A 25,060-nucleotide genomic window follows, 5' to 3' on the forward strand; every position below is an offset into this window, starting at 1 on the left:
ATTGTGTCCTGTTTCGTGACCGTTGTTCCCGTTCGGGAACCTCGATTTAAACGCCCAGACGGGCAAGACTTCAGGCGATGCCGCCAGGCATCGCCCCCAAAGGATTACTGCTTCGCACGCTCTTCCAGCATAGCAACTGCAGGCAGTTTTTTGCCTTCAACGAATTCAAGGAACGCGCCGCCGCCGGTAGAGATGTAGGAAATTTTGTCTTCAATGCCGAACAGGTCGATAGCCGCTAAGGTATCGCCACCGCCAGCAACAGAGAAGGCATCGCTGTCTGCAATGGCGTTCGCCACGATCTCGGTGCCTTTACGGAAGTTAGGGAACTCAAACACGCCCACCGGGCCGTTCCACAGGATGGTTTTAGCATCCTTCAGGATGGCCGCCATCGCCTGTGCGGTTTCGTCACCAAAGTCCATAATCTCTTCGTTATCCGCCACTTCCGAAACCTTTTTCACGGTGGCTGGCGCAGTTTCAGAGAATTCTGTGCCGACGCGTGAGTCAGTCGGAACCGGGATACCGTGCTGATCGCGCAGGCCTTTGGCCGCTTCAACGAAGTCTGGCTCATAAAGTGATTTACCGACTTTGTTGTCGATAGCCACGAAGGTGTTCGCGATGCCGCCGCCCACAATCACGGTGTCCGCGATTTTGACCAGAGACTGCAGCACGTCAAATTTGGTAGAGACTTTAGAACCGCCAACGACAGCCACCAGCGGACGCTCAGGGTTGCTCATGACTTTGCCCAGCGCTTCCAGTTCCGCTGAGAGCAGCGGGCCAGCACAGGCGACAGACGCAAATTTGCCGACGCCGTGGGTTGATGCCTGCGCACGGTGCGCAGTACCAAAGGCGTCCATCACGAAAACGTCGCACAGCGCGGCATATTTTTTAGACAGCGCTTCGTCGTCTTTCTTTTCGCCTTTGTTGAAGCGAACGTTTTCCAGTACCACCAGTTCGCCAGCGCCGACTTCAACGCCATCGAGGTAATCTTTTGCCAGGGTCACATTGGTGCCACTCAGCTTCTCTTTCAGGTAGTTAACTACAGGCAGCAGCGAGAACTCTTCGTTGTACTCACCTTCGGTCGGACGACCCAGGTGGGAGGTAACCATTACTTTCGCGCCCTGTTTCAACGCCGCTTCAATGGTTGGCAGAGAAGCACGGATACGTGCATCAGACGTCACTTTACCTTCTTTAACTGGTACGTTCAGATCGGCACGGATCAGAACGCGTTTGCCAGCCAGATCCAGATCGGTCATCTTAATTACAGACATGGTGAACCCTCTCGTTGATTCTCATAAGTTTTGCCAGACGCAAACCGCGTCTTACCTGAAACCGCTTGCGGCCATCGCTAACGTCGTATCAAGCATTCGGTTAGCAAAGCCCCATTCGTTGTCACACCAGACCAGGGTCTTGATAAGGTGTTGACCGCTGACCCGCGTTTGTGTTCCATCCACAATGGCACTGTGCGGATCATGGTTAAAATCTACTGAGACTAACGGTAATTCCGTATAGTCAACTATACCACGAAATGCCCCTTCTGCCGCGCTTCGCAACAGGGTATTAACATCACACGCTGTCACCGCGTTATGCACAGAAACGCTGAGATCAATGGCCGTCACGTTAATCGTCGGGACGCGAACGGCTATCGCCTCAAAGCGATCGTTGAATTTCGGAAAAATACGGGTAATGCCGGCCGCCAGACGCGTATCTACCGGGATGATCGACTGACTGGCTGCGCGTGTGCGGCGCAGATCGCTGTGATAGGCGTCGATCACCTGCTGATCATGCATCGCCGAGTGGATCGTCGTGACGGTGCCGGATTCGATTCCAAACGCATCATCCAGCAGCTTAATCACCGGAATAATGCAGTTCGTCGTACAGGAGGCATTGGAAACGATGCGGTCGCTGGCGGTCAGTGCCTGCTGGTTAACGCCATACACCACTGTGGCGTCGAGATCGTTGCCGCCGGGATGAGAGAAAAGCACTTTTTTAGCGCCAGCCTGCAGATGTGCTTCGCCATCAGCCCGGGAACCATAGACGCCGGTGCAGTCCAGCACCACATCCACGTCGAGTTCACGCCAGGGCAAATCGGCAATGTCTGCACGGTGCAAAATACGCAGGGTATCCCCCCCCACCCACATCACATCGCGCTCCTGACGGACATCGAAAGCAAAACGGCCATGGCTGGTGTCGTATTTCAGCAGATGCGCCATACCAGTGGCTTCTGCCAGCTCGTTAATAGCGACCACAGTAATCTCTGCACGCCGGCCCGTTTCATAGAGCGCGCGCAGGACGTTGCGTCCAATCCGGCCAAAACCATTTATCGCTACCCGTACCGTCATTTCTCTCCTGCCACGTCAGACTGAAAAAAACGTGCCGTTAGCCTGAGCGTTTCACTGCATTTTGTACAGGAGATTCTTACCCGGCATTGTCCGAAATCAGCGCGGTATGCACAGCGACTGAAACGGTTCAGCTACAATAATAGAAGGAAGGAATAACAGGAATGACTGTGATCAATCTGACTGCTTAAATTTGGATCTACGTCACAAATTCGGGCCATAGTCAGTTATTACTGGAGGAATAATATATACAGGGACGAAAATTTCGCCCCTGTTCTTTTACTGCCAGACGGGAACAGACCCGTCTGGCCGGTTTTTTACGCCAGCAGCGCTTTCGCTTTCGCGACCACGTTGTCGACGGTGAAGCCAAACAGTTCAAACAGCTGATCCGCAGGTGCAGATTCGCCGAAGCTGGTCATACCCACGATAGTGCCGTTCAGGCCGGTGTATTTGAACCAGTAATCCGCGATGCCCGCTTCGATAGCGACACGCGCGCTGACCGCTTTCGGCAGTACAGATTCGCGGTACTCATCGCTCTGCTTGTCGAAAGCATCCGTTGACGGCATAGAGACCACGCGCACTTTGCGGCCTTTGCTGGTAAGTTTGTCCCAGGCACCGACAGCCAGTTCAACTTCTGAACCGGTGGCGATCAGGATCAGCTCAGGGGTGTCGTCGCAATCTTTCAGCACATAACCGCCACGTGCCACGTTAGCCAGCTGTACAGCGTCACGTTCCTGCTGTGCAAGGTTCTGACGAGAGAAGATCAGTGCCGTCGGGCCATCTTTACGTTCGATGGCATATTTCCACGCCACGGCAGATTCAACCTGGTCACAGGGACGCCACAGGCTCATATTTGGCGTGGTACGCAGGCTCGCCATCTGTTCAACCGGCTGGTGCGTCGGGCCATCTTCGCCCAGACCGATAGAGTCGTGGGTGTAGACCATGATCTGACGGATCTTCATCAGTGCCGCCATACGCGCTGCATTACGCGCATATTCAACGAACATCAGGAAGGTGGCGGTGTACGGCAGGAAGCCGCCATGCAGCGCCAGGCCGTTAGCGATAGCGGTCATACCGAACTCGCGCACGCCGTAATGGATGTAGTTACCCGCTGCATCTTCGTTGATTGGCTTAGAGCCAGACCAGATAGTCAGGTTGCTCGGTGCCAGGTCGGCTGAGCCGCCCAGGTATTCCGGCAGAATTTTACCAAAGGCTTCGATAGCGTTCTGTGAGGCTTTACGGCTGGCGATCTTCGCCGGGTTCGCCTGCAGCTGCTCAACGAACTTCTGCGACTCTTCCTGCCAGTTAGCGGGCAGTTCGTTGCTGACGCGACGTTTGAACTCGGCAGCCAGTTCAGGATGTGCCTGCGCATACGCAGCGAATTTCTCATCCCATGCAGACTCTTTTGCCTGGCCCGCTTCTTTCGCGTCCCACTCTGCGTAAATGTCAGAAGGAATAACGAAAGGTGCGTGGTTCCAGCCCAACTGTTTGCGGGTCAGTGCCACTTCATCATCACCCAGCGGTGCGCCGTGTGAATCATGCGTGCCCGCTTTGTTCGGTGAACCAAAGCCGATAACGGTTTTGCACATCAGCAGTGAAGGCTTGTCACTGACGCTTTTCGCTTCGTCGATCGCTTTAGCAATCGCATCCGCATCGTGACCATCAACGCCGCGCACCACGTGCCAGCCGTACGCTTCAAAGCGCTTCGCGGTGTCATCGGTGAACCAGCCATCAATGTGGCCGTCGATGGAGATGCCATTGTCATCATAAAACGCAACCAGTTTGCCCAGCTTCAGCGTACCGGCCAGTGAGCAGACTTCGTGCGAAATGCCTTCCATCATGCAGCCATCACCCATGAAGACATATGTGTTGTGGTCTACGATGTCATGACCCGGACGGTTGAACTGTGCGGCCAGCGTGCGTTCTGCAATGGCGAAGCCAACTGCGTTCGCGATGCCCTGCCCCAGCGGACCTGTGGTGGTTTCAACGCCCACGGTGTAGCCATATTCCGGGTGACCTGGAGTTTTTGAGTGCAGCTGGCGGAAGTTTTCCAGTTCGCTCAGTGGCAGATCGTAGCCGGTCAGGTGCAGCAGGCTGTAGATCAGCATGGAGCCGTGACCGTTAGAGAGCACGAAACGGTCGCGATCAGCCCACAGCGGGTTGGTTGGATTGTGGTTCAGGTAGCCGCGCCAGAGTACTTCAGCGATGTCCGCCATGCCCATTGGGGCACCCGGATGTCCCGATTTCGCTTTCTGTACTGCATCCATACTTAACGCACGAATGGCGTTGGCAAGCTCTTTACGAGAGGGCATTTTCTACTCCAGGTCGGATTAATGCTTCGCACCTTAACTTATTGTTATTAATGAGTTAGTGGGCAAAACAAGGAAAAAGTTGCTCAACAATGTACATGAAAATCGGGTCAAAAGTACATGTTGTAAAACGCTAAATGTAACCGCTTCGTATGGCTTTTCCGGCCAACTCTGCTAGCAAAGTGCAGACTGGCACGCTATAACCAAATCGTTTATTCACCTGACTGAGTTTCAGGTGTTTGTTTTTCTTACCTTGTTATGAATGGGATAGAGCATGAGAATCCAGAAAACGGTGTTAGCGCTTGGGCTGGCAACGCTGCTCAGCGGCTGTCAGGGTTTAGACAATAATGGACTGATGCAGTCGGGCGCGCAGGCGTTTCAGGCGTACACCCTGAGCGACGATCAGGTTAAGCAGCTGAGCGATAAATCCTGTGAGCAGATGGACAAAGATAATCAGGTTGCGCCTGCTAACAGTGAGTATCAGCAGCGCCTGAACAAGATCGCAGCCGCGCTGGGCGACAACATCAATGGCGTGCCGGCTAACTACAAGGTTTATCAGACAAAAGATGTCAACGCCTGGGCGATGGCGAACGGCTGTATCCGCGTTTACAGCGGCCTGATGGATATGATGACCGACAATGAAGTGGAAGGCGTCCTGGGCCATGAGATGGGTCACGTGGCGTTAGGTCATACGCGCAAGGCAATGCAGCTGGCATATGCCACGACCGCAGCCCGCACGGCAGCAGCCTCGGTGGGCGGCGTGATCGGTTCACTGTCGCAGTCGCAGCTGGGTGAAATGGGTGAAAAACTGGTTAATGCGCAGTTCTCCCAGACGCAGGAATCGCAGGCGGATGACTACTCCTACGATTTGATGAAGAAGCGCAATATCAATCCGGAAGGTCTGGTGACCAGCTTCGAGAAACTGGCGAAACTGGAACAGGGACGTCAGAGCTCAATGTTTGACTCGCACCCTGCTTCTGAAGCACGCGCCGAGCACATCCGTGAGCGCATTGCTGCTGACGCGAAGTAATACAGACGTCAGGCGCATGCGCGGTGCATGCGCCTGCAGAGCGTGTCACGTCCGTATCTCTGACCTAACGTCTGAAGATCTGATCCACCATCGAACCTAAATCGAGTTTGTTCTCGTGCAGCGATGCTTCATCCATGTGCCCCTGAGGTGACATCTTATCGATCAGCTGCGGCAGGATAACTGCCAGCGTGCCCGCTGCGCCCTTCACGTCGGTTCCCAGCTTATCCGCCAGTGACTGCAGTTCCGCCTCACCAAACGCCGAGTGGATGTCGCTGTGTTCTACCGGCTGATTTGTCCCTGTGCCGATCCATGAACCAAACACCTCACCCAGCCCGCCCTGCTGGAATTTTTGCAGCAGCACTTCGATGCCACCCTGCTCCTGTACCCAGTGCCAGACCGCCTGCAGCTGTCCAGGCAGATGTCCGTCACTCTGGTTGCCTTGCAGCGCTCCCGCCAGTTCATCCAGAAAGCCCATAATTGCCTCCACATTGAGAATTGATATCAGTCAGTTTAGTTGCTGATGCGTAGTTACGCCTGAGGCGCGTGCGGTGTCACAAGGGGAAAGAATCTGGAGGGCAAAAGCGGATGGAAATCGTTACTGGCACTACGCCGCTTCAGGTGGCGGCGCAAAGCCTGCCGGATTGACCCGGCAGGCTGAGGTCGGGATTAGCCTTTGTTCACGGCCTGAACATGCAGCATATCCAGTACCAGCGTCGCCGCCGCCAGTGCTGTCAGATCAGCGTGATCGTAACCCGGTGCCACTTCCACCAGATCCATGCCGACAATGTTCATGCCCTGCAGACCACGAATCAGCTTGGTCGCTTTATCGGTGGTCAGGCCGCCTATGACCGGTGTGCCGGTGCCAGGCGCATGGGCCGGGTCCAGACAGTCGATATCGAAGGTCAGGTAAACCGGCAGATCGCCAACGGTGCGTTTTACTTCGGCGAGGATATCGTCAACGCTGCGGTCATTGACCTGCGCCGCATCCAGCACGTTGAAGCCCAGGCTCCTGTCGAACTCGGTACGGATACCGATCTGCACCGAGTGCTGTGGATCGATCAGACCCTCTTTCGGCGCGGTAAAGAACATGGTGCCGTGGTCAAAGGTCGGGCCGTTGGAGTAGGTGTCAGTATGGGCATCAAAGTGCACCAGCGCCATCTTGCCGAAATGTTTTGCATGAGCGCGCAGCAGGGGCAGCGTGACGTAGTGGTCACCGCCAAAGGTCATCATGCGCTTGCCGTTGGCCAGCAGTTTTTCAGCATGGGCCTGTAACTTGTCAGAGAGGTCCTGCGAATCGCCGAAGGCGTAAACCAGATCGCCACAGTCGACGACGTTCAGGCGCTGACGCAGGTCGAAATCCCACGGCCAGCGGCAGCCTTCCCAGGCCAGATTAGTAGAGATCTGACGGATTGCGCCCGGCCCCAGGCGGCTGCCCGGACGACCGGAAGTGGCGGCATCAAACGGCACGCCGGTGATAACCCACTCGGCGTCGCTGTCGTAAGGCTGGAAATTCAGCGGAAAACGCATGAAGCCAAAGGCGTTAGAAACCAGGGAGTTGTCGTACTGATTGCCAAGCGTGTTATACATAATTGCTCTCTCTATATGCGTTAGTCGGGCCAGGCCCGCAAGCCATTAAGGTTGAGATGAAAAAAAATCCCCTCCGCGTCGTTAGGCCCGACGAGGAAGGGATTGAGTGGTTCAGATTATCGACATAGTTAACGGCAACTGCAATATGCGATTGCGGGCTGCCGGGGCCGATTACTCATCTTCTAAATAGGTATATCCGTAGAGGCCGCTCTCAAACTCTTCCAGGAACTGCCCGCGCAGCTCGTCGTCGAGATCGGACGCCTGCACCTGATTGCGGAACAGCGCCATCAGCTCGTTAGGGTCAAGCTGCACGTAACGCAGCATGTCAGCCACGGTGTCACCTTCATCCGAAAGCTGCACTTCCACTTCGCCATTTTCGCGTGCGTAAACATCCACCGCTTCGGTGTCACCGAACAGATTGTGCATGTTGCCCAGGATTTCCTGATAAGCCCCAACCATAAAGAAGCCTAACATCGGCGGGTTATCAACGTCATATTGCGGCATCGGCATGGTGGTCGCGATACCGTCGCCATCGACGTAGTGATCGATGGTGCCATCAGAGTCACAGGTGATGTCGAGCAGCACGGCACGACGCTCTGGCTTCTTGTTCAGCCCTTCCAGCGGCAGAACCGGGAACAGCTGATCGATACCCCACGCATCCGGCATAGACTGGAACAGCGAGAAGTTAACATAGATCTTATCCGCCATCCGCTCCTGCAGTTCATCGATGATCGGACGGTGCGCACGGTTGCTGGGATCCAGATGCTGCTGAATGTAATGGCAGATGCTCAGATAGAGCTGCTCAGCCCATGAACGCTGTTTGAGATTGTAAGTACCGGACGCGTAGCCGGTGTGGATATCAGACAAATCCATCTGGCTGTCATGCAGCCATTCACGCAGCGAACGACGGGTGTCCGGCTCGTGCATCTCCTGCCAGGTTTCCCACATGCTGAGGATCGGGCGCGGCGCATCCGCATCCGGCGTTTCGGGTTCGCTGAACTCGTTACGCTCCACACCGATGATGTTGGAAACCAGCACCGTGTGATGCGCAGTCACGGCACGACCCGACTCGGTGATCACCGTCGGATGGTCCAGATCGTGCTCATCACAGGCCGCACCAATCGCCCAGATCACATTGTTGGCGTACTCATTCAGGCCATAGTTGACCGAGCAGTCAGACTGCGATCGTGTGCCTTCGTAATCGACGCCCAGACCGCCGCCGACGTCGAAACATTTGATGTTGACGCCCAGCTTCGCCAGTTCGACGTAGAAGCGCGCCGACTCGCGCACACCGGTGGCGATGTCGCGAATGTTGGACATCTGCGAACCCAGATGGAAGTGCAGCAGCTGCAGGCTGTCGATGCGACCCGCTTCGCGCATGATCTCAACCAGCTTCAGCACCTGCGTCGCGGACAGGCCAAACTTCGACTTTTCGCCGCCGCTCGACTGCCATTTACCGGAGCCCTGCGAAGCCAGACGTGCACGGATACCGAGACGCGGCACCACATTCAGACGTTCTGCTTCTTCCAGTACCAGCCGTACTTCTGTCATCTTCTCCAGCACCAGATAGACCTTGTGGCCCATCTTCTCGCCGATCAGCGCCAGACGAATATATTCGCGGTCTTTATAGCCGTTACAGACGATCACTGAACGGGTCTGACCGGCGTGCGCCAGCACCGCCATCAGCTCTGCTTTCGAACCTGCTTCCAGTCCCAGCGGTTCCCCAGAGTGAATCAGCGATTCGATGACGCGTTTGTGCTGGTTAACTTTGATCGGGTAAACCAGGAAGTAGTCGCCTTTGTAACCGTAAGATTCGCGCGCACGCTTAAAGGCGGCGTTAATCGAACGCAGACGATGCTGCAGGATCTGCGGGAAGCAGAACAAGGCGGGCAGACGCTGGCCCTGTGCTTCGCGCTCTTTCACCAGGCGGGCTAAATCAACGCGCACATCCGGACGATCCGGATCGGGGCAGACACTGATGTGGCCCAGTTCGTTAACGTCGTAATAGTTGTTGCCCCACCAGGCGATGTTGTACGTACGCAACATTTTGCTCGCATCCTGATCGTTCATTGCAACCTCCTGCATGGAGCGGAGTGTACCCTGTTCGCCAGCTGACGAACCTTTGATATTCTTCATGTCGTCAGACATCGCGAACCTCAATTTTTCGTTGAAAGATAGAACTGTTAACCGGCTTTATGGCCGCTAATCTGAAAATCTGTTGCCACATTAAATGCACTGTCCTGTTCACCTGACATTGCCGTCAGCGTGATTCACGCATGAGAGTTAAGTGTAAAACACCCTGGCCATCTCCGTTGAAACAGAGAACATTTAACCGATCACTATTGACCATGGATAATCTGCGTCGTTCCGCTGCGCGGGTGCAGAGAAGAGACGAAACCGATCGGGCAGAGATAGAGATTAGTCGGCGCCTGTGTCGGTAAAATTACCGCATCGCACAGAGTGCCGGCAGAAAAGAGTAACAGATGGGAAGCAGGAGAGAGCCAGCGCCACGCCGCAGCGCAGAGAACCGGAAAAAGAAAAAGCGTGGTTCATTACTTGTATCACCTCCACATATGCCAGGGCACATGGAAAACAACCTGGGTGAAAGCCAGATCAGAGTCCGACAGGCGCGACGCAGATAGTGGCGTCATTCTTGCTGCTGCTCCTGGAGCAGCGGCGTTTTATACAGTTTACAGTCCTAAAATGCAAAAAGATTATCCGGGAATTGCGTGAAGTGTCAGCAAATTATGTCGATAACGATAACAGGTTAAATGCTGAAACAGAAAAAGGGCTGGTAATTGGTTTCCCCTCTATCCTAAAATAGCCGTCCAGATGGTTTTCCATCTAAACAGGTTACTATCCAGGCGGTGTTGGCCCGCTGTGCTGACACAACCTCACTGCTCGCGGCTTTGCCTGAAGGGGCGTCAGGTCAGACAACCTCACTGGCGCTATGCAGTCGTACTCAAACCATATTTAAGGTAAAGAACAGAATGGCTAAACACCTTTTTACGTCCGAGTCCGTATCAGAAGGACATCCCGATAAAATCGCCGACCAGATCTCCGATGCTGTGCTGGATGCGATCCTTGAACAGGATCCGAAAGCGCGCGTGGCCTGCGAAACTTACGTTAAAACCGGTATGGTGCTGGTTGGCGGTGAAATCACCACCAGCGCCTGGGTTGATATCGAAGAGATCACCCGTAAGACCGTACGTGAAATCGGCTATGTTCATTCCGATATGGGCTTTGATGCCAACTCCTGCGCCGTGTTAAGCGCGATTGGTAAACAGTCTCAGGATATCAACCAGGGCGTTGACCGCACCGATCCGCTGGAACAGGGCGCGGGCGATCAGGGCCTGATGTTCGGCTACGCTACTAACGAAACAGACGTACTGATGCCTGCGCCGGTGACCTATGCGCACCGTCTGGTACAGCGTCAGGCTGAAGTGCGTAAAAACGGCACGCTGCCGTGGCTGCGTCCGGATGCCAAGAGTCAGGTCACTTTCCAGTATGACGATGGCAAAATCGTCGGCATTGATGCCGTCGTGCTCTCTACCCAGCATGCGGAATCCATCAGCCAGAACGATCTGCAGGAAGCGGTGATGGAAGAGATCATCAAGCCGGTTCTGCCAGCAGAATGGCTGAGCGCCTCAACCAAATATCACATCAACCCAACCGGTCGCTTTGTGATCGGCGGCCCGATGGGCGATTGCGGTCTGACCGGTCGTAAAATCATCGTGGACACCTACGGCGGCATGGCGCGTCACGGTGGCGGTGCGTTCTCGGGTAAAGATCCATCAAAAGTTGATCGCTCTGCAGCCTATGCAGCGCGTTACGTGGCGAAAAACATTGTGGCGGCGGGTCTGGCTGACCGTTGTGAAATCCAGGTTTCCTATGCAATCGGCGTGGCTGAACCGACATCCATCATGGTGGAAACTTTCGGCACTGAGAAAATCTCTACCGAACAGTTGACGCTGCTGGTACGCGAGTTCTTCGACCTGCGTCCATACGGTCTGATTCAGATGCTTGATCTGCTGCACCCAATCTATAAAGAGACCGCGGCTTACGGTCACTTTGGTCGCGAACATTTCCCATGGGAAAAAACCGACAAAGCGGCTCTGCTGCGTGAAGCAGCTGGCCTGTAAGTTCAGCGACGGCTGATGAAAACCCTGCCCCTGCGGCGGGGTTTTTTATCGCCTTTTCTGCCCCACTGCTGACCAGAGAATGCTTTCTTACGCCTGCAGGCTGAATGCTCTATCCGTACAGTAACTGGCAACCGTCAGACGTTAAAAAAACAAATCTGCCCGGCATCTCTTTCACTCTTCAGCAAAATTTTCATTCTCAGCTACACTTCCTTTCGCTTTTTCTGACGACAAAATGTTAACGATTACAAATTGAAATGCTTTGTTTTTCTGATATTTAGGAATTAACGCACGTAGTTATTATGCTGAAAATGCGTTATTTTCAGCGTCGTCTGATAGCCACTAAATAGAGCATTGTCAGAAACTTAATGAGTGCTATACCTCACTGGTTAATTAATCTTTCCGGGAAAAATATGCTGAATTTCAGGGTTTCAGCGTGTGTAAGCGATTACACTGATGTGATCAGCCTCACTTTTTTCTCGCAAAAGGTTTTTTAACATTGATAAAAACAATGATGGATAAACCTGGAGGCTTCCATGCCTGGCAATACACACAAAAGCAGAACTTCAAATAAGGCAATGACCTTATTTGTCTGCTTTCTGGCGGCCCTTGCGGGACTGCTGTTCGGTCTGGATATCGGCGTTATCGCCGGTGCCCTGCCATTTATCGCAAAGGACTTTAATGTTACCCCCCATCAGCAGGAGTGGATCGTCAGTTCCATGATGTTTGGTGCGGCGGTCGGTGCTATCGGCAGCGGCTGGATGTCATCCCGCCTGGGCCGTAAAAAAAGCCTGATGGCCGGTGCGATCCTGTTCGTTATCGGTTCCCTCTGGTCGGCGATGTCGCCAAACCCGGAAATGCTGATCAGCGCCCGCGTTCTGCTGGGCCTGGCTGTCGGTATTGCCTCTTATACCGCCCCGCTTTATCTTTCTGAGATCGCGCCGGAAAAAATTCGCGGCAGTATGATTTCGCTTTACCAGCTGATGATCACCATCGGTATTCTGGGTGCTTACCTTTCCGATACCGCCTTCAGCTTTACCGGCAACTGGCGCTGGATGCTGGGCATCATCACTATTCCGGCTCTGCTGTTGCTGATCGGCGTTTTCTTCCTGCCAAACAGCCCACGCTGGCTGGCGGCGCGAGGCAACTTCCGTGATGCACAACGCGTGCTGGATCGTCTGCGTGACACCAGTGAGCAGGCAAAACGTGAACTGGAAGAGATTCGTGAAAGCCTGAAGATCAAACAGTCTGGCTGGGGTCTGTTCACCAGCAGCAGCCATTTCCGTCGTGCGGTCTATCTGGGCATCCTGTTGCAGGTCATGCAGCAGTTTACCGGCATGAACGTCATCATGTATTACGCGCCGAAAATCTTTGAAATCGCGGGCTTCACTAACACCACCCAGCAGATGTGGGGCACGGTGATTGTAGGTCTGGTCAACGTACTGGCCACCTTCATCGCCATTGGCCTGGTGGATCGCTGGGGCCGTAAACCTACGCTGATTCTGGGCTTTATGGTGATGGCAGCCGGTATGGGCGTGCTGGGTACGATGCTGCACTTTGGCATTCACTCCGCGGGCGCGCAGTACTTCGCGGTCGGTATGCTGCTGATGTTTATCGTTGGTTTTGCAATGTCAGCCGGTCCGTTGATCTGGGTGCTCTGTTCCGAAATTCAGCCGCTAAAAGGCCGCGATTTCGGTATCACGGTTTCCACGACCACCAACTGGATCGCAAACATGATCGTGGGCGCCACCTTCCTGACGATGCTGAATACGCTGGGCAACGCAAACACCTTCTGGGTCTACGCACTGCTTAACCTGTTCTTCATTCTGCTGACGCTGATGCTGATTCCTGAGACCAAAAACGTCTCGCTGGAACACATCGAACGTAACCTGATGGCAGGTAAGAAACTGCGCGACATCGGTTCACGTGACTAATATTACCCGATAAAAAATGCGGTAAAAAAACGGCGGGGTTTCTCTGGAAACCCCGCCGTTTTTATGTGTTCAATGCATGATTAAAGCGTGTTAATTCGGCCTGCCGGCAATGGCTGCCGTATGCAGCAGAGTGCCAGCGCCATAATGAAAATAGTCGCTGTCTGATTATACGGCAGTACCGAATCGGTCAATCCGCAGATAAACAGTGCCAGCATCGGCAGCGTCACGCCGCGCAGATTGCACTTCTTCAGCACGCCGCTAAGCACAGCCAGATAGAGCAGCGCCAGCGACAGCGCGCCCAGCCAGCCCTGCAGCGTCGTCACTTCCAGAAACTCATTGTGCATGTTGTATTTAACGTTGGTGTAGCCTTCAACATTAAGCGGATAGTGCGCCATGATGAACTGACGCGCCTCGGTAGTGCGCGCATCCGGCGTGGCAAAACCGCCATGATGCTCAATAAAGTTAACTGCCCCGCCCCAGATAGCCACACGCGCACCCAGCGAGGTCGAGCTGTTTGATCCGTAGTTCTCAATGTCCTGCATCCCTTCTGCCCAGCGGTTACTGGTCATCAGGATCAGCACCGCCAGCACGCCCACCAGCAATGCGCTGATTCGCCAGTTGGTCAGCAGCGACAGCCGCCAGGTCTGCAACAGGAACAGCAGCCCCACGGCAATCAGCGCAATCAGCGTTACGCGGGTGCCGCACAGGCAGAGCAAGGCAAAAGTCACAGCCAGCACAGCGATATCGGCAATCTTCCAGTATGCGTGCGTCTCGTAACGACTCAGCCACAGCCAGGCGCAGTAGATAAACAGAATCATGTAGGAGGACATCGAGGCCGCTTCGGTGGTGAGCTTGATGCGGATATTCTCGGTATAAAGATGCTCATGAATACCAAAGCCCAGCGTAATCAGCAGACCGACCAGAATTAACACTTTTCCAATGCGCAGCGTGGTTGCAGAGACCCGGTTGCCATAAATCGCCAGACTGAGCAGCACAAAGGCTCCCAGCAACAGCCGCTTCGCCCCCAGCAGATAGTTGCCGATATTGGTGATGGCATCGTTTGAAGGTGCGGTCTCAAGCCCCTTTGTGTGTATCGCCCAGAACAGACGGATCAGAGCAAAGAAAATCAGCACAGCAAACAGGACGACATAAAAACCGTTCTCTTTAAACGCCACTCGCCTGCGCACCAGGCCATACAACACAGACGCGACGGAGAGGTAAGAGACCAGATAAAATATTTTTTGCGGCAGGCCGGAAACAAACATATTCAGTGACAACGCCAGACAGAGCGCAATAACTGAAGCATTAACCATTAACGTTAATCCATTACGACTGCTTTTATTCGTCATGCTTAACCTCAGTCAGACGGTTAAACGCACTCATCAGGTGCTTCATATAATTTTCCTCATAAAAACCGGTGATGCTCGCTTTAATAGCCTGATGATCGGGAAAGTGGAAATCCCGGCTCATCGCGTTGAGAATAGCGGACAGCGCCATGCTGTCATTAGTGGGGTAGAGCTGACCATTGAGACCGTTTTGAATAATCTCTGACGGGCCGCTGATGCAGTCGGATGAGACGCAGTAGACACCCCGTGACATCGCCTCCAGCAGGATCAGCGGGAAGCCTTCAAAGTTCGAGGTCATGATCAGACAGGTAACCTGCCTGATATGGCGGATAACATACTCCCAGGCATTCTCCTGCCAGCCATGCCAGGTGATGCGATCCAGAATGCCGAGTTGCGCCACGTAGTGCTGACACTGCATCAGATCTTCTCCGTCACCCACAATCTCCAGCGTCCATGGCGCATCCAGATGCTTTAACGCATCAAACAGATCTTTAAGCTGTTTCTGCCGCTGAAAATGGACGCGACCGATATAGAGAAACTTCAGCCCCTGCGGCCTGCCGATAACCACGTCATTACGCCGGATCGGGTTATAGATGACGTCAACGTCAGTGGCGGATGCGCCCAACTCCACCAGTTGCTCTTTGATCTGCTTACTGATAGCAAAATGGTGATCGGCCCGCAGCAGATAGTGGGGACGATAGCGCTCCCGCGGTGGCAGGTGCATCCAGCTCGACAACACGATTTTGCGTCCTGAGAGCGTAATGGCCCGGCGCGTCATCAGACAGGGAATGGTATTGAGGGTCAGGACATGGTCGGGCTGATAGCGACGAAAAAAGGCGGCCATTCTCAGCGTATGAATAAGATTTTTTATTTTCTTATTCCGCAGCGTGCAGACGCTCTCTGATAAAACGGCGTTGGCAGTCCAGGCACGGGAGAGGCTCTCCTCTCCGCTGTTGATAATAAACAGCCCCGCTTCCGTTCCGGGTTCCGCATTCAGGGCGGTAATCAGCTGGCAGGTCACATTCTCCATACCGCCGCGGCCAGCCATGAGATCGGTAACCAGCACAATACGCTGTTTCCTGATGTTATTATTTTTCATTGCGTTGTCCGTACACTGTGCCTTCCGCTTCTGATCCATTCACTCTGCAGTGAACATTATCAACAGGATATTCTAAAAAAGACCGTAACAATATTTAATCCAGAATTTTAACTCATCGCAGGGGCTCGCCGTGCCACACGACCGCGCTGGATCGTATGGATTGAAACTGGCGGATGAGTATAGTCGCTGCGCTGTCGTTTTTGCGGGTAACATTGAGTTCCAGGGCGACGGCGATTATTCTGAGCGCCATGAAAACACCTCGTCTTCCCATTGCCCTGCAGCAGGCCGTGATGCGCTCACTGCGCAAATCACTTGAGCGTGCAAATCAGGCCCTGAAAACCCATTATCCGGAACCGAAGTTGCTCTACCAGCAACGCGGTACGGCGGCGGGCACTGCCTGGCTTAACGCCTGGGAGATCCGCATCAATCCGGTGCTGCTGCTGGAAAACCAGCAGGCGTTTATCGATGAAGTGGTGCCGCATGAGCTGGCGCATCTGCTGGTGTGGAAACAGTTTGGCCGCGTCGCACCGCACGGCAAAGAGTGGAAGTGGATGATGGAGCAGGTGCTGGGGGTGCCGGCACGCCGCACCCATCAGTTTGAAATCGCCTCCGTGCGCAGTAACACCTTTGCTTACCGCTGTCAGTGCCAGCAGCATCAGCTGACGGTTCGCCGCCACAATCGTGTTCTGCGCAAAGAGAGTGAATATCGCTGCGTGCACTGTGGCAGCCTGCTGGTCGCAGGCGAGTTTGTCGCTTCCTGAGAACAATCCCCATTCCGCCCTATTCCGCATTCTGTTAACCTGCCGCCCTTTTTCGTACCAGGAAGAAATCCGGAATATGTCTCGCATACTAAGTCTGGCGGTGGCGCTGCTGTTTGCACCTGCCGCTGACGCCCTTAATCTGAATAACTATCATCAAAATAACTTCCAGCAGGCCAAAACCTTTGCGGCGGCGATTAACGCCGATGCACCGGGTTCATTCTACTGTGGCTGTAAGATTCAGTGGCAGGGCAAGAAGGGCATTCCCGATCTCAACAGCTGTGGCTATCAGGTGCGCAAGAACGCCAATCGCGCCGGGCGCATTGAGTGGGAACATGTGATGCCGGCCTGGGAGTTTGGTCATCAGCGCCAGTGCTGGCAGGACGGTGGCCGCAAAAACTGCAGCAAGGACCCCGACTATCGCCGCATCGAAACTGATTTGCATAACCTTCAGCCCGCAGTGGGTGAAGTGAATGGCGACCGTGGTAACTTCGCCTACAGTCAATGGAACGGCAGCGAGAAGCAGTACGGCCAGTGTGAGATGAAGATCGATTTCAAACTTAAACAGGCGGAGCCACCCGCGCGGGCGCGCGGTGCCATTGCCCGTACCTACTTTTACATGCGCGACCAGTATCATCTGCGCATTTCGCGCCAGCAGACGCAGCTGTTTACCGCCTGGGACAAGCTCTATCCTGTCACAAAATGGGAGTGCGAACGCGACCAGCGCATTGCAAAGGTTCAGGGCAATCACAATCCTTATGTGCAGCAGGCTTGCCAGCGCTAAAACCCCTGCCCTACACTAGCTTTTTTTCCCATGACGCCGCTGCAGCGCGGCGTCCGGTTTCAGGAACCTTATGCGCATACCTCGCATCTATCACGCCGAAGCCTTAGACATCGGCAGTGAAATTACCCTGGATGAAGATGCATCCAATCATGTGGGCCGGGTACTCCGGATGACGGCAGGTCAGCGTCTGGAACTCTTTGATGGCACTAATCTGACTTTTGCAGCAGAGATCACGCATGTTGATAAAAAGCGTGTAAAAGTATCGGTCACAGAGAGCCAGCCGGACGATCGTGAGTCACCATTGCATCTGCATTTAGGTCAGGTGATGTCACGCGGTGAAAAAATGGAATTCACTATCCAGAAATCGATCGAACTGGGCGTGAATGTCATTACACCTTTGTTTTCCGAGCGCTGTGGCGTAAAGCTTGATGCTGAACGTCTGGCGAAGAAGATCCAGCAGTGGCAGAAAATTGCTATTGCCGCCTGCGAGCAGTGCGGCCGTAATCGCGTGCCGGAGATTCGTGAAGCGATGACGCTGGAAGCCTGGTGTGCAGAGACTGACAGCGGTCTGAAGCTCAACCTGCATCCGCGCGCCAGCCACAGCATCAACACGCTGCCACAGCCTGTTGAGCGGGTACGACTGCTGATTGGTCCTGAAGGCGGTTTGTCTGCGGACGAGATTGCGATGACGGCGCAGCACGATTTTACTGACATTCTGCTTGGCCCACGGGTATTGCGAACCGAAACCACTGCGCTGACGGCCATTACGGCACTTCAGGTGAGGTTTGGCGACCTGGGTTAAGCGATACTTTCAACGGAAAGAGCGCAGGCATGATGTCCTGACCGATCGGCCCACTGCAGACCGAATCAGACGAGGCGGTAAATGCCGCCTCACCGAGGAGATAATAATGATTAAACTTGGCATCGTGATGGACCCTATTTCGTCCATCAATATTAAAAAAGATTCCAGCTTCGCTATGCTGCTGGAAGCACAGCGCCGTGGTTACGAAATTCACTACATGGAGATGCACGATCTCTCCATGCGCGGTGGCGTGGCGTCTGCCCGCACTCGTCTGCTGACCGTCGAGCAGAACCCTGACAACTGGTATCAGTTCGGCAGCGAGCAGGTGATCCCGCTGGCTGACCTGAACGTGGTGCTGATGCGCAAAGATCCGCCATTCGACACCGAGTTCATCTATGCGACCTACATTCTGGAGCGCGCAGAAGAGCTGGGCACGCTGATCGTGAACAAACCACAGAGCCTGCGTGACTGCAACGAAAAGCTCTACACCGCCTGGTTTGCCGAGTTTACGCCTGACACCCTGGTGACCCGCAGCAAAGCGCAGCTGCGTGACTTCTGGCAGGAGCATGGCGACATCATTATGAAGCCGCTGGATGGCATGGGTGGCGCGTCTATCTTCCGCGTGAAGAAAGACGATCCTAACTTTGGTGTGATTACCGAAACCCTGACCGAGCATGAGAGCCGTTTCTGCATGGCGCAGAACTACATTGCGGCGATCAAAGAGGGCGACAAACGCGTGCTGGTTGTGGATGGCGAACCGGTGCCTTACTGCCTGGCACGTATCCCGCAGGGCGGTGAAACGCGTGGCAACCTCGCCGCCGGTGGTCGCGGTGAAGCGCGTCCGCTGAGCGAAAGCGACTGGGAAATTGCGCGCCGTGTTGGCCCGACACTGAAAGCAAAAGGACTGATTTTTGTCGGTCTCGACATCATCGGTGATAAACTGACTGAAGTTAACGTGACCAGCCCAACCTGCATTCGTGAAATCGAGGCTGCGTTCCCGATCTCCATCACCGGCATGTTGATGGATGCCATTGAGAAGCGCCTGGGCTGAGCAAGAAGCCGGGGCGTGGCTCCGTGATCAACCCAATACCGGTGCGGTTGTCGCGTGCCGGTTATTTTTTTGGTACATCGTGTGAGAATGAATTTACAACATCACTTTTTGATTGCCATGCCTTCATTGCAGGATCCTTTCTTCAAGCGTTCCGTGGTCTATCTCTGCGAACATAACGAAGAGGGTGCAATGGGACTGATCATCAATAAACCCATGGAAAACCTGACGGTTGAAGGCATTCTGAAGAAGCTGAAAATCTCTGCTGCCGATCGCGATCCGGCCATCAGGCTGGATAAACCGGTGTTTACCGGCGGTCCTCTGGCAGAAGATCGTGGCTTTATCCTGCACTCAGCACAACGCACGTTTACCTCCAGCATCCGTGTCTCAGATAACACGATTATCACCACATCCCGTGACGTGCTGGAGTCGATCGGCACCGCGTCTCAGCCCACCAATGTGCTGGTCGCGCTGGGCTATTGTGCCTGGGAAAAAGATCAGCTGGAAAATGAGCTGATGGAAAATGCCTGGCTGACCACGCCAGCTAACAGCAACATCCTGTTCCAGACGCCGATTTCAGAGCGCTGGCGCGAAGCGGCGCGCAGTATTGGCGTCGATATTCACAACATGGCCAGCGACGCGGGACACGCCTGATGTCAACTCAGACTCTGTTAGGTTTTGACTTTGGCACCAAAAGTATTGGTGTCGCTGTAGGTCAGGAACTCACGGGCAGCGCCCGTCCGCTGACCGCGATTAAAGCGCAGGATGGCATCCCGGACTGGCAGGTGATTGAAAAGCTGCTGAAAGAGTGGCAGCCCGATTTCGTGGTCGTTGGCCTGCCGCTGAATATGGATGGCACCGAGCAGCCGCTGACCGATCGCGCGCGTAAATTTGCCAACCGCCTGCACGGTCGCTTTGGCATCCGGGTAGAGCTGCAGGATGAACGACTCAGCACGGTTGAAGCTCGTGCTGGCCTGTTTGAACGCGGCGGCTATCGCGCGCTTAATAAAGGGTCGGTCGATTCACAGTCCGCGGCCATCATTTTGCAGGACTGGTTCGAAAACCATGACTGATCTGCTTACTCAATCAGACCGGCGGCCTGACGTGCCAGCCGGCTCTGCTCAAACGTCTGCATACCGGCCTGCGCGCCGGTCTGCAGCAGCGCAGGGATCTGGTGCATCTTGCCTTCCCGAATCAGATTAGTGATGCCCGGCGTGGCGATCAGCACTTCAAACAGTCCGATGCGCGATTCGGCAATTGAAGGCACCAGCCGCTGCGCAATCACTGCTTTCAGGCTGCCCGCCAGCTGCGTACGCACCAGTTGCTTCTCCTCCGCCGGAAAGACATCCACCAGCCGATCCACCGCCTGCGCTGCGCCGCGGGTGTGCAGCGTCGCCAGTACCAGATGACCAGTCTCTGCCGCCGTCAGCGCCTGACGGATGGTGTCGCTGTCGCGCAGTTCGCCCAGCAGGATGACGTCGGGATCTTCACGCAGCGCCGCCTTTATCCCCAGCGAGAACGAATCGCAGTGCAGGCCGATTTCGCGCTGCTGAATCAGCGACTGCTGGCTGTGATGGATAAATTCAATCGGGTCTTCCAGCGTAATGATGTGGCGCGCCTGCTGACGGTTCAGCGCATCGACCAGCGCCGCCAGCGTGGTCGATTTACCGCTGCCGGTCGCACCGGTTACCAGAATCAGGCCATCCTGCTGCTCCAGCAGCGTCGGCACAATGGCAGGCAACTGCAGGGTCTCCAGCGTCGGGCACGCCGTGGCGATAATGCGCAGCGCCAGGGACAGTCCGTTGCGCTGCATGAACAGATTGGCACGCAGACGCTGGCCGCAGGTCAGGCTCAGGGCGAAATCGAGCTGCCCTGCACACTCCAGCTGCTGACGCTGCAGGTCACTGAGCCAGCGGGTCATAAACTCTGCCATCCAGGCGGCAGAAAGCAGGCCCTGCTGCGGAATCACCTCCAGCCTTCCCTGCCGCCGCCAGTAGGGCAAATGTCCGCTGCAAAGGTGCAGATCGGCGGCATTATGCTTTACACTAAGCCCCACCATTTCATCCAGATTCATAATTTCTCCTGACTATGACTTCAATCCAGCAGAACCTACAGCAAGTGCGACAGCGAATCGCCGCCGCTGCCGCGCGTTGCGGCCGCGCTCCGGAAGAAATTACCCTGCTTGCAGTCAGTAAAACCAAACCTGCGAGCGCGGTCGAAGAAGCCTTTGCCGCCGGCCAGATTGCCTTCGGTGAAAATTACGTCCAGGAAGGGGTTGAAAAGGTTCAGGCACTGGCCGCACATCCTGAACTGGCATGGCACTTCATCGGCCCGTTGCAGTCCAACAAAAGCCGTCTGGTGGCAGAACATTTCGCCTGGTGTCACACCATTGACCGCCAGCGCATTGCGCAGCGGCTTAACGATCAGCGGCCCGCCTCGCTGCCACCGCTGAATGTGTTAATTCAGGTAAATATCAGTGACGAGAACAGCAAATCTGGCATCATGCTGGAGGCCGTTTCCGGGCTGGCGGAGCAAATCGCTGCCCTGCCGCAACTGCGGCTGCGGGGATTGATGGCGATTCCGGCAGCGGAGAGTCATTACTCCCGGCAGCTGGCGGTGTGTCAGCAGATGGCGGAAGCCTTCCGGCAGCTGCAACAGCACGATTCTGGTATAGATACGCTTTCGCTGGGAATGAGCGATGACATGGAGGCGGCAATCGCCGCAGGCAGTACGATGGTGCGTATCGGCACCGCCATTTTTGGCGCACGAGATTATGCGCACAACTCACAACAATAACAGAGGAACTTCATGTTAACACTGACGTTTTTAGTAAAAACGCTGATCGATCTCTACGTCATGGTGCTGCTGTTACGCATCTGGATGCAGTGGTCCCGCTGCGATTTTTACAATCCAGTGGCGCAGTTTGTCGTAAAAGTGACACAGCCGATAGTTAAGCCACTGCGCCGCATACTACCAGCTCTGGGGCCGATTGATACCGCCTCGCTGCTGCTGGCCTTTGTGCTGACCACGCTGAAATACCCGATTCTGCTGCTGATTCAGGTGGGCGTGTTCTCGGTGGACCCAACCAATCTCCTGGTCGGTCTGCTGTCGCTGTTGAAATCCGCTGGCTATCTGGTCTTCTGGGTCATCATTATTCGCTCTCTGATGAGCTGGATCAGCCAGGGTCGCGGCCCCGTCGATTATCTGCTGGTGCAGTTAACCGAGCCAATGATGGCGCCTGTTCGCCGTATTCTGCCTGCGATGGGCGGCATCGATTTCTCTGCGATGATCGTCATCCTGGTGCTGTATGCCCTGAACTTTCTCGGCATGGACCTGTTCCCGGGTCTCTGGTATCTGCTGTAAATGGATCAAACTGGAACTGTTATGCAAAAAGTTGTGCTCGCAACCGGCAACCCCGGCAAAGTGCGTGAACTGGCGGAGTTACTCTCCGCCTTTGGTCTGGATATCGTCGCGCAGACTGACCTTGGGGTTGAATCAGCCGAAGAGACCGGCCTGACCTTCATTGAGAACGCGATTCTCAAAGCGCGTCACGCGGCACAGATCACCGGATTACCGGCCATCGCCGATGACTCCGGTCTGGCCGTGGATGCGCTGGGCGGCGCGCCTGGCATCTATTCGGCGCGCTACGCGGGTGATGAGGCCAGCGATCAGCAGAACCTGGAGAAGCTGCTGCAGGCGCTGGAAAACGTGCCTGACGGTCAGCGCCAGGCGCAGTTCCACTGCGTGCTGGTCTATCTGCGTCATGCGGAAGACCCGACGCCGCTGGTGTTCCACGGCAGCTGGCAGGGTGAGATCGCCCGCTCAGCCTCTGGCGCTGGTGGCTTTGGTTATGACCCGATTTTCTTTGTCCCGGCGCTGGGTAAAACCGCGGCCGGGCTGAGCAAAGTGGAAAAAGGTGCAGTTTCTCACCGGGGTAAAGCATTGACGCTGTTGCTGGAAGCGATGCGTAATGCCTAATCTGCCGCCGTTAAGTCTCTACATCCACATTCCGTGGTGCGTACAGAAGTGTCCCTACTGTGATTTTAACTCCCATGCGCTGAAAGATGAGGTGCCGCACGTTGAATACGTGCAGCACCTGCTGCGCGATCTGGAGATCGACCTGCCGCTGATCAGTGGCCGGGAAGTGCGCACGATTTTCATTGGTGGCGGCACGCCCAGCCTGCTGAGCAGCAGTGCGATGCACATGCTGATGGATGGCGTGCGGGCGCGTCTGACGCTCGCCCCTGATGCGGAAGTAACCATGGAAGCCAATCCTGGTACCGTGGAAGCTGACCGGTTCAGCGCCTATCAGCGTGCCGGTATCAACCGTATTTCGATTGGTGTACAGAGTTTCAGTCCGCAAAAGCTGCAGCGTCTGGGCCGTATTCATGGCCCGGAAGAGGCCGTCCGCGCCGCCGAACTGGCAGAGTCGCTGTCGCTGCGCAGCTTTAACCTCGACCTGATGCATGGCCTGCCGGATCAGTCGCTGGAAGAGGCGCTCGATGATTTACGTCAGGCGATTGCGCTGAATCCGCCGCATCTCTCCTGGTATCAGCTCACCATCGAACCCAACACCCTGTTTGGCTCACGCCCGCCGGTGCTGCCGGATGATGATGCATTGTGGGATATTTTTGAACAGGGCGATCGGCTGCTGCAGGCTGCCGGTTATCAGCAGTATGAGACCTCCGCCTACGCGAAGCCGGGATATCGCTGTGAACACAACCTCAACTACTGGCGCTTTGGCGACTATCTGGGGATTGGCTGTGGCGCACACGGCAAGCTGACGCAACCGGATGGCCGCATTGTCCGTACGGTGAAAACCCGTCATCCGCGTGGCTTCATGCAGGGTAACTACCGCGAAAAGCAGTATGAGGTTGCCGATAGCGACAAGCCGTTTGAATATTTCATGAACCGCTTTCGCCTGCTGGAAGCCGCGCCGCGCGACGAGTTCAGCCGCTACACCGGTTTGTCAGAAGAGGTGATCCGTCAACGGATGGATGCCGCGATTGTCACCGGTTACGTGACTGAAACCGCTGAGCAGTGGCAGATTACGGAGAAAGGAAAGCTGTTCCTGAATTCACTGCTGGAGCTGTTTTTAGCGGAAGAGTAAGCGTGAAAGGGTAAAAAAAGCGCCTCAGCCCGGCAGGCTGAGGCGTTAACTTATTTTTTCAGTGCGCCGGTAAGCTGTTTACGCTGATCTTCCAGCGAAATAACGCGATTACACACTTCGTGACCGAAGTTCTGGAAATCCTGCTCCTGCTTGCTCCATTCAGCCTGAATCGACTGTTGCAGACCGCCCAGATTGCCCATAATCGCCTGCAGCGGGTTACTGCCACCACTGCCCTGCTTACTGCCCATCTCATTCAGACTATCCTGCATCACGCCGCCCAGCGTGGACTGCACCAGCCTTTCACCTTCGGCACGAACCTGATCAATCGCCTGATGGTGGAACGTCAGACCGTCTTCACGGTGTTCAATGATGCGGTTCATCTGCTGTTTGAGCTGGCCATTCAGCGTGGTCAGGCGGTTACGCACGTTGCTGTCGGTGCCCAGTTTTTCAACGATGACCCGATCCAGTGCCGCACGTCCTTTCTCCAGGCGGGATGTCGCTCCGCTGTCGATCCACGGCAAATCGCGACGCAGCGCGTTCTGATAGTCGATCGCTTTCTGACGTTCAGCGATATCCAGCGAAACGTTCTGGCCATTGAACTGCACGTCGCCCTGCGGCGAGATTTCCATATTGCCACTGGCACCGACCACCTGCACGCTCTGCGGCTTAATCACCACATCGTCCTGCGGCTTAACGCTGCATTCGTAGGCTGCCTGAGCCTGAGTTGCTGCCACCAGCAGCACAGCAAGAAGCGCTTTACGCATCATATCTACTCCCT

The 25,060-nt window shown here is 55.1% G+C and carries 23 protein-coding genes; 13 read left to right on the forward strand and 10 right to left on the reverse strand.

The window, feature by feature from the left end; genetic code table 11:
- Nucleotides 1-104: 104 nt before the first annotated feature.
- The 3 genes from pgk to tkt form a co-directional block, all read right to left on the reverse strand.
- On the reverse strand, nt 105-1,268 hold the full coding sequence (gene pgk / locus QSK07_RS08325) for a phosphoglycerate kinase (protein WP_098052437.1): 1,164 nt from the start codon (nt 1,266-1,268) through the stop codon (nt 105-107).
- A 51-nt stretch (nt 1,269-1,319) separates the two neighbouring features.
- A complete protein-coding gene (gene epd / locus QSK07_RS08330) occupies nt 1,320-2,339 on the reverse strand; it encodes an erythrose-4-phosphate dehydrogenase (RefSeq protein ID WP_033733686.1) in 1,020 nt (339 codons plus the stop codon).
- Between the two features lie 314 nt (nt 2,340-2,653).
- Nucleotides 2,654-4,648 carry a transketolase gene (gene tkt, locus QSK07_RS08335; RefSeq protein ID WP_285721336.1) on the reverse strand — a complete coding sequence of 665 codons (1,995 nt, stop codon included), beginning with the start codon at nt 4,646-4,648 and terminating at the stop codon, nt 2,654-2,656.
- A 271-nt stretch (nt 4,649-4,919) separates the two neighbouring features.
- Here tkt and loiP point away from each other — a divergent pair, with 271 nt between their 5' ends.
- A complete protein-coding gene (gene loiP / locus QSK07_RS08340; protein WP_098052434.1) occupies nt 4,920-5,675 on the forward strand; it encodes a metalloprotease LoiP in 756 nt (251 codons plus the stop codon).
- Between the two features lie 64 nt (nt 5,676-5,739).
- Here the strand turns inward: loiP and QSK07_RS08345 are convergent, their stop codons facing one another.
- The 3 genes from QSK07_RS08345 to speA all read right to left on the reverse strand — a co-directional run bounded on the left by QSK07_RS08345 (nt 5,740) and on the right by speA (nt 9,410).
- Nucleotides 5,740-6,150 carry a YidB family protein gene (locus QSK07_RS08345; RefSeq protein WP_098052433.1) on the reverse strand — a complete coding sequence of 137 codons (411 nt, stop codon included), beginning with the start codon at nt 6,148-6,150 and terminating at the stop codon, nt 5,740-5,742.
- 191 nt (nt 6,151-6,341) lie between these two features.
- A complete protein-coding gene (gene speB / locus QSK07_RS08350; RefSeq protein WP_285721337.1) occupies nt 6,342-7,262 on the reverse strand; it encodes an agmatinase in 921 nt (306 codons plus the stop codon).
- A 171-nt stretch (nt 7,263-7,433) separates the two neighbouring features.
- On the reverse strand, nt 7,434-9,410 hold the full coding sequence (speA, locus tag QSK07_RS08355) for a biosynthetic arginine decarboxylase (protein WP_098052431.1): 1,977 nt from the start codon (nt 9,408-9,410) through the stop codon (nt 7,434-7,436).
- Nucleotides 9,411-10,252: 842 nt separating this feature from the next.
- On the opposite strand from speA, the gene metK reads away from it, so the two are divergent.
- Both metK and QSK07_RS08365 read left to right on the forward strand, forming a co-directional pair.
- Nucleotides 10,253-11,404, forward strand: a complete 1,152-nt coding sequence (metK, locus tag QSK07_RS08360; RefSeq protein ID WP_098052429.1) for a methionine adenosyltransferase — start codon at nt 10,253-10,255, stop codon at nt 11,402-11,404.
- Between the two features lie 533 nt (nt 11,405-11,937).
- The gene (locus QSK07_RS08365; RefSeq protein WP_098052428.1) at nt 11,938-13,335 is read left to right on the forward strand and encodes a sugar porter family MFS transporter; all 1,398 of its coding nucleotides are present in this window, start codon (nt 11,938-11,940) and stop codon (nt 13,333-13,335) included.
- Nucleotides 13,336-13,415: 80 nt separating this feature from the next.
- On the opposite strand, the gene QSK07_RS08370 is transcribed toward QSK07_RS08365, so the two are convergent.
- The gene (locus QSK07_RS08370; protein ID WP_285762113.1) at nt 13,416-14,684 is read right to left on the reverse strand and encodes an O-antigen ligase family protein; all 1,269 of its coding nucleotides are present in this window, start codon (nt 14,682-14,684) and stop codon (nt 13,416-13,418) included.
- Entirely contained in the window at nt 14,674-15,819 is a 1,146-nt protein-coding gene (locus tag QSK07_RS08375) for a glycosyltransferase (protein WP_285721339.1), read from the reverse strand. Before QSK07_RS08375 ends, QSK07_RS08370 begins: the two co-directional genes overlap by 11 nt.
- 209 nt (nt 15,820-16,028) lie before the next feature.
- On the opposite strand from QSK07_RS08375, the gene QSK07_RS08380 reads away from it, so the two are divergent.
- From QSK07_RS08380 to ruvX, 6 genes are all read left to right on the forward strand, one after another.
- Nucleotides 16,029-16,541 carry a SprT family zinc-dependent metalloprotease gene (locus tag QSK07_RS08380; protein ID WP_098052425.1) on the forward strand — a complete coding sequence of 171 codons (513 nt, stop codon included), beginning with the start codon at nt 16,029-16,031 and terminating at the stop codon, nt 16,539-16,541.
- 76 nt (nt 16,542-16,617) lie between these two features.
- Nucleotides 16,618-17,322: a deoxyribonuclease I gene (endA, locus tag QSK07_RS08385; protein ID WP_033733696.1), complete on the forward strand. Its 705-nt coding sequence runs from the start codon at nt 16,618-16,620 to the stop codon at nt 17,320-17,322.
- A 70-nt stretch (nt 17,323-17,392) separates the two neighbouring features.
- Nucleotides 17,393-18,124 carry a 16S rRNA (uracil(1498)-N(3))-methyltransferase gene (gene rsmE / locus QSK07_RS08390; RefSeq protein ID WP_285721340.1) on the forward strand — a complete coding sequence of 244 codons (732 nt, stop codon included), beginning with the start codon at nt 17,393-17,395 and terminating at the stop codon, nt 18,122-18,124.
- Between the two features lie 106 nt (nt 18,125-18,230).
- Nucleotides 18,231-19,175: a glutathione synthase gene (gene gshB, locus QSK07_RS08395; protein ID WP_098052423.1), complete on the forward strand. Its 945-nt coding sequence runs from the start codon at nt 18,231-18,233 to the stop codon at nt 19,173-19,175.
- 87 nt (nt 19,176-19,262) lie between these two features.
- Nucleotides 19,263-19,826, forward strand: coding sequence for a YqgE/AlgH family protein (locus QSK07_RS08400; RefSeq protein WP_285721341.1), 564 nt, complete (start codon nt 19,263-19,265; stop codon nt 19,824-19,826).
- Nucleotides 19,826-20,245 carry a Holliday junction resolvase RuvX gene (ruvX, locus tag QSK07_RS08405; protein WP_285721342.1) on the forward strand — a complete coding sequence of 140 codons (420 nt, stop codon included), beginning with the start codon at nt 19,826-19,828 and terminating at the stop codon, nt 20,243-20,245. Before QSK07_RS08400 ends, ruvX begins: the two co-directional genes overlap by 1 nt.
- Nucleotides 20,246-20,250: 5 nt before the next feature.
- Here ruvX and QSK07_RS08410 read toward each other — a convergent pair whose 3' ends face one another.
- Nucleotides 20,251-21,246: a type IV pilus twitching motility protein PilT gene (locus tag QSK07_RS08410; protein WP_285721343.1), complete on the reverse strand. Its 996-nt coding sequence runs from the start codon at nt 21,244-21,246 to the stop codon at nt 20,251-20,253.
- 14 nt (nt 21,247-21,260) lie between these two features.
- On the opposite strand from QSK07_RS08410, the gene QSK07_RS08415 reads away from it, so the two are divergent.
- The 4 genes from QSK07_RS08415 to hemW are packed head-to-tail and all read left to right on the forward strand — an operon-like array spanning nt 21,261 to nt 24,282.
- Nucleotides 21,261-21,968, forward strand: coding sequence for a YggS family pyridoxal phosphate-dependent enzyme (locus QSK07_RS08415; protein WP_285721344.1), 708 nt, complete (start codon nt 21,261-21,263; stop codon nt 21,966-21,968).
- 12 nt (nt 21,969-21,980) lie between these two features.
- Nucleotides 21,981-22,535, forward strand: coding sequence for a YggT family protein (locus QSK07_RS08420; protein ID WP_098052419.1), 555 nt, complete (start codon nt 21,981-21,983; stop codon nt 22,533-22,535).
- 21 nt (nt 22,536-22,556) lie between these two features.
- Complete coding sequence (locus QSK07_RS08425; protein ID WP_285721345.1) at nt 22,557-23,150, forward strand: XTP/dITP diphosphatase; 594 nt, start codon at nt 22,557-22,559, stop codon at nt 23,148-23,150.
- Entirely contained in the window at nt 23,143-24,282 is a 1,140-nt protein-coding gene (gene hemW / locus QSK07_RS08430; protein WP_285721346.1) for a radical SAM family heme chaperone HemW, read from the forward strand. The genes QSK07_RS08425 and hemW overlap by 8 nt, the downstream gene beginning before the upstream one ends.
- 50 nt (nt 24,283-24,332) lie before the next feature.
- On the opposite strand, the gene QSK07_RS08435 is transcribed toward hemW, so the two are convergent.
- Nucleotides 24,333-25,049 carry a YggN family protein gene (locus QSK07_RS08435; protein ID WP_285721347.1) on the reverse strand — a complete coding sequence of 239 codons (717 nt, stop codon included), beginning with the start codon at nt 25,047-25,049 and terminating at the stop codon, nt 24,333-24,335.
- Nucleotides 25,050-25,060: the final 11 nt, after the last annotated feature.

This window comes from Pantoea sp. QMID4, assembly GCF_030270445.1.
Lineage (GTDB): Bacteria > Pseudomonadota > Gammaproteobacteria > Enterobacterales > Enterobacteriaceae > Pantoea > Pantoea vagans.

Coding starts and splice junctions, on each gene's coding strand:
- rsmE (WP_285721340.1), top strand. CDS start 17,393: ATGCGCATACCTCGCATCTATCACGCCGAAGCCTTAGACATCGGCAGT.
- QSK07_RS08375 (WP_285721339.1), bottom strand. CDS start 15,819: ATGGATCAGAAGCGGAAGGCACAGTGTACGGACAACGCAATGAAAAAT.
- QSK07_RS08400 (WP_285721341.1), top strand. CDS start 19,263: ATGAATTTACAACATCACTTTTTGATTGCCATGCCTTCATTGCAGGAT.
- QSK07_RS08380 (WP_098052425.1), top strand. CDS start 16,029: ATGAAAACACCTCGTCTTCCCATTGCCCTGCAGCAGGCCGTGATGCGC.
- tkt (WP_285721336.1), bottom strand. CDS start 4,648: ATGCCCTCTCGTAAAGAGCTTGCCAACGCCATTCGTGCGTTAAGTATG.
- pgk (WP_098052437.1), bottom strand. CDS start 1,268: ATGTCTGTAATTAAGATGACCGATCTGGATCTGGCTGGCAAACGCGTT.
- loiP (WP_098052434.1), top strand. CDS start 4,920: ATGAGAATCCAGAAAACGGTGTTAGCGCTTGGGCTGGCAACGCTGCTC.
- QSK07_RS08415 (WP_285721344.1), top strand. CDS start 21,261: ATGACTTCAATCCAGCAGAACCTACAGCAAGTGCGACAGCGAATCGCC.
- QSK07_RS08410 (WP_285721343.1), bottom strand. CDS start 21,246: ATGAATCTGGATGAAATGGTGGGGCTTAGTGTAAAGCATAATGCCGCC.
- QSK07_RS08435 (WP_285721347.1), bottom strand. CDS start 25,049: ATGATGCGTAAAGCGCTTCTTGCTGTGCTGCTGGTGGCAGCAACTCAG.
- QSK07_RS08345 (WP_098052433.1), bottom strand. CDS start 6,150: ATGGGCTTTCTGGATGAACTGGCGGGAGCGCTGCAAGGCAACCAGAGT.
- hemW (WP_285721346.1), top strand. CDS start 23,143: ATGCCTAATCTGCCGCCGTTAAGTCTCTACATCCACATTCCGTGGTGC.
- epd (WP_033733686.1), bottom strand. CDS start 2,339: ATGACGGTACGGGTAGCGATAAATGGTTTTGGCCGGATTGGACGCAAC.
- speA (WP_098052431.1), bottom strand. CDS start 9,410: ATGTCTGACGACATGAAGAATATCAAAGGTTCGTCAGCTGGCGAACAG.
- QSK07_RS08365 (WP_098052428.1), top strand. CDS start 11,938: ATGCCTGGCAATACACACAAAAGCAGAACTTCAAATAAGGCAATGACC.
- QSK07_RS08425 (WP_285721345.1), top strand. CDS start 22,557: ATGCAAAAAGTTGTGCTCGCAACCGGCAACCCCGGCAAAGTGCGTGAA.
- ruvX (WP_285721342.1), top strand. CDS start 19,826: ATGTCAACTCAGACTCTGTTAGGTTTTGACTTTGGCACCAAAAGTATT.
- QSK07_RS08370 (WP_285762113.1), bottom strand. CDS start 14,684: ATGACGAATAAAAGCAGTCGTAATGGATTAACGTTAATGGTTAATGCT.
- endA (WP_033733696.1), top strand. CDS start 16,618: ATGTCTCGCATACTAAGTCTGGCGGTGGCGCTGCTGTTTGCACCTGCC.
- gshB (WP_098052423.1), top strand. CDS start 18,231: ATGATTAAACTTGGCATCGTGATGGACCCTATTTCGTCCATCAATATT.
- metK (WP_098052429.1), top strand. CDS start 10,253: ATGGCTAAACACCTTTTTACGTCCGAGTCCGTATCAGAAGGACATCCC.
- speB (WP_285721337.1), bottom strand. CDS start 7,262: ATGTATAACACGCTTGGCAATCAGTACGACAACTCCCTGGTTTCTAAC.
- QSK07_RS08420 (WP_098052419.1), top strand. CDS start 21,981: ATGTTAACACTGACGTTTTTAGTAAAAACGCTGATCGATCTCTACGTC.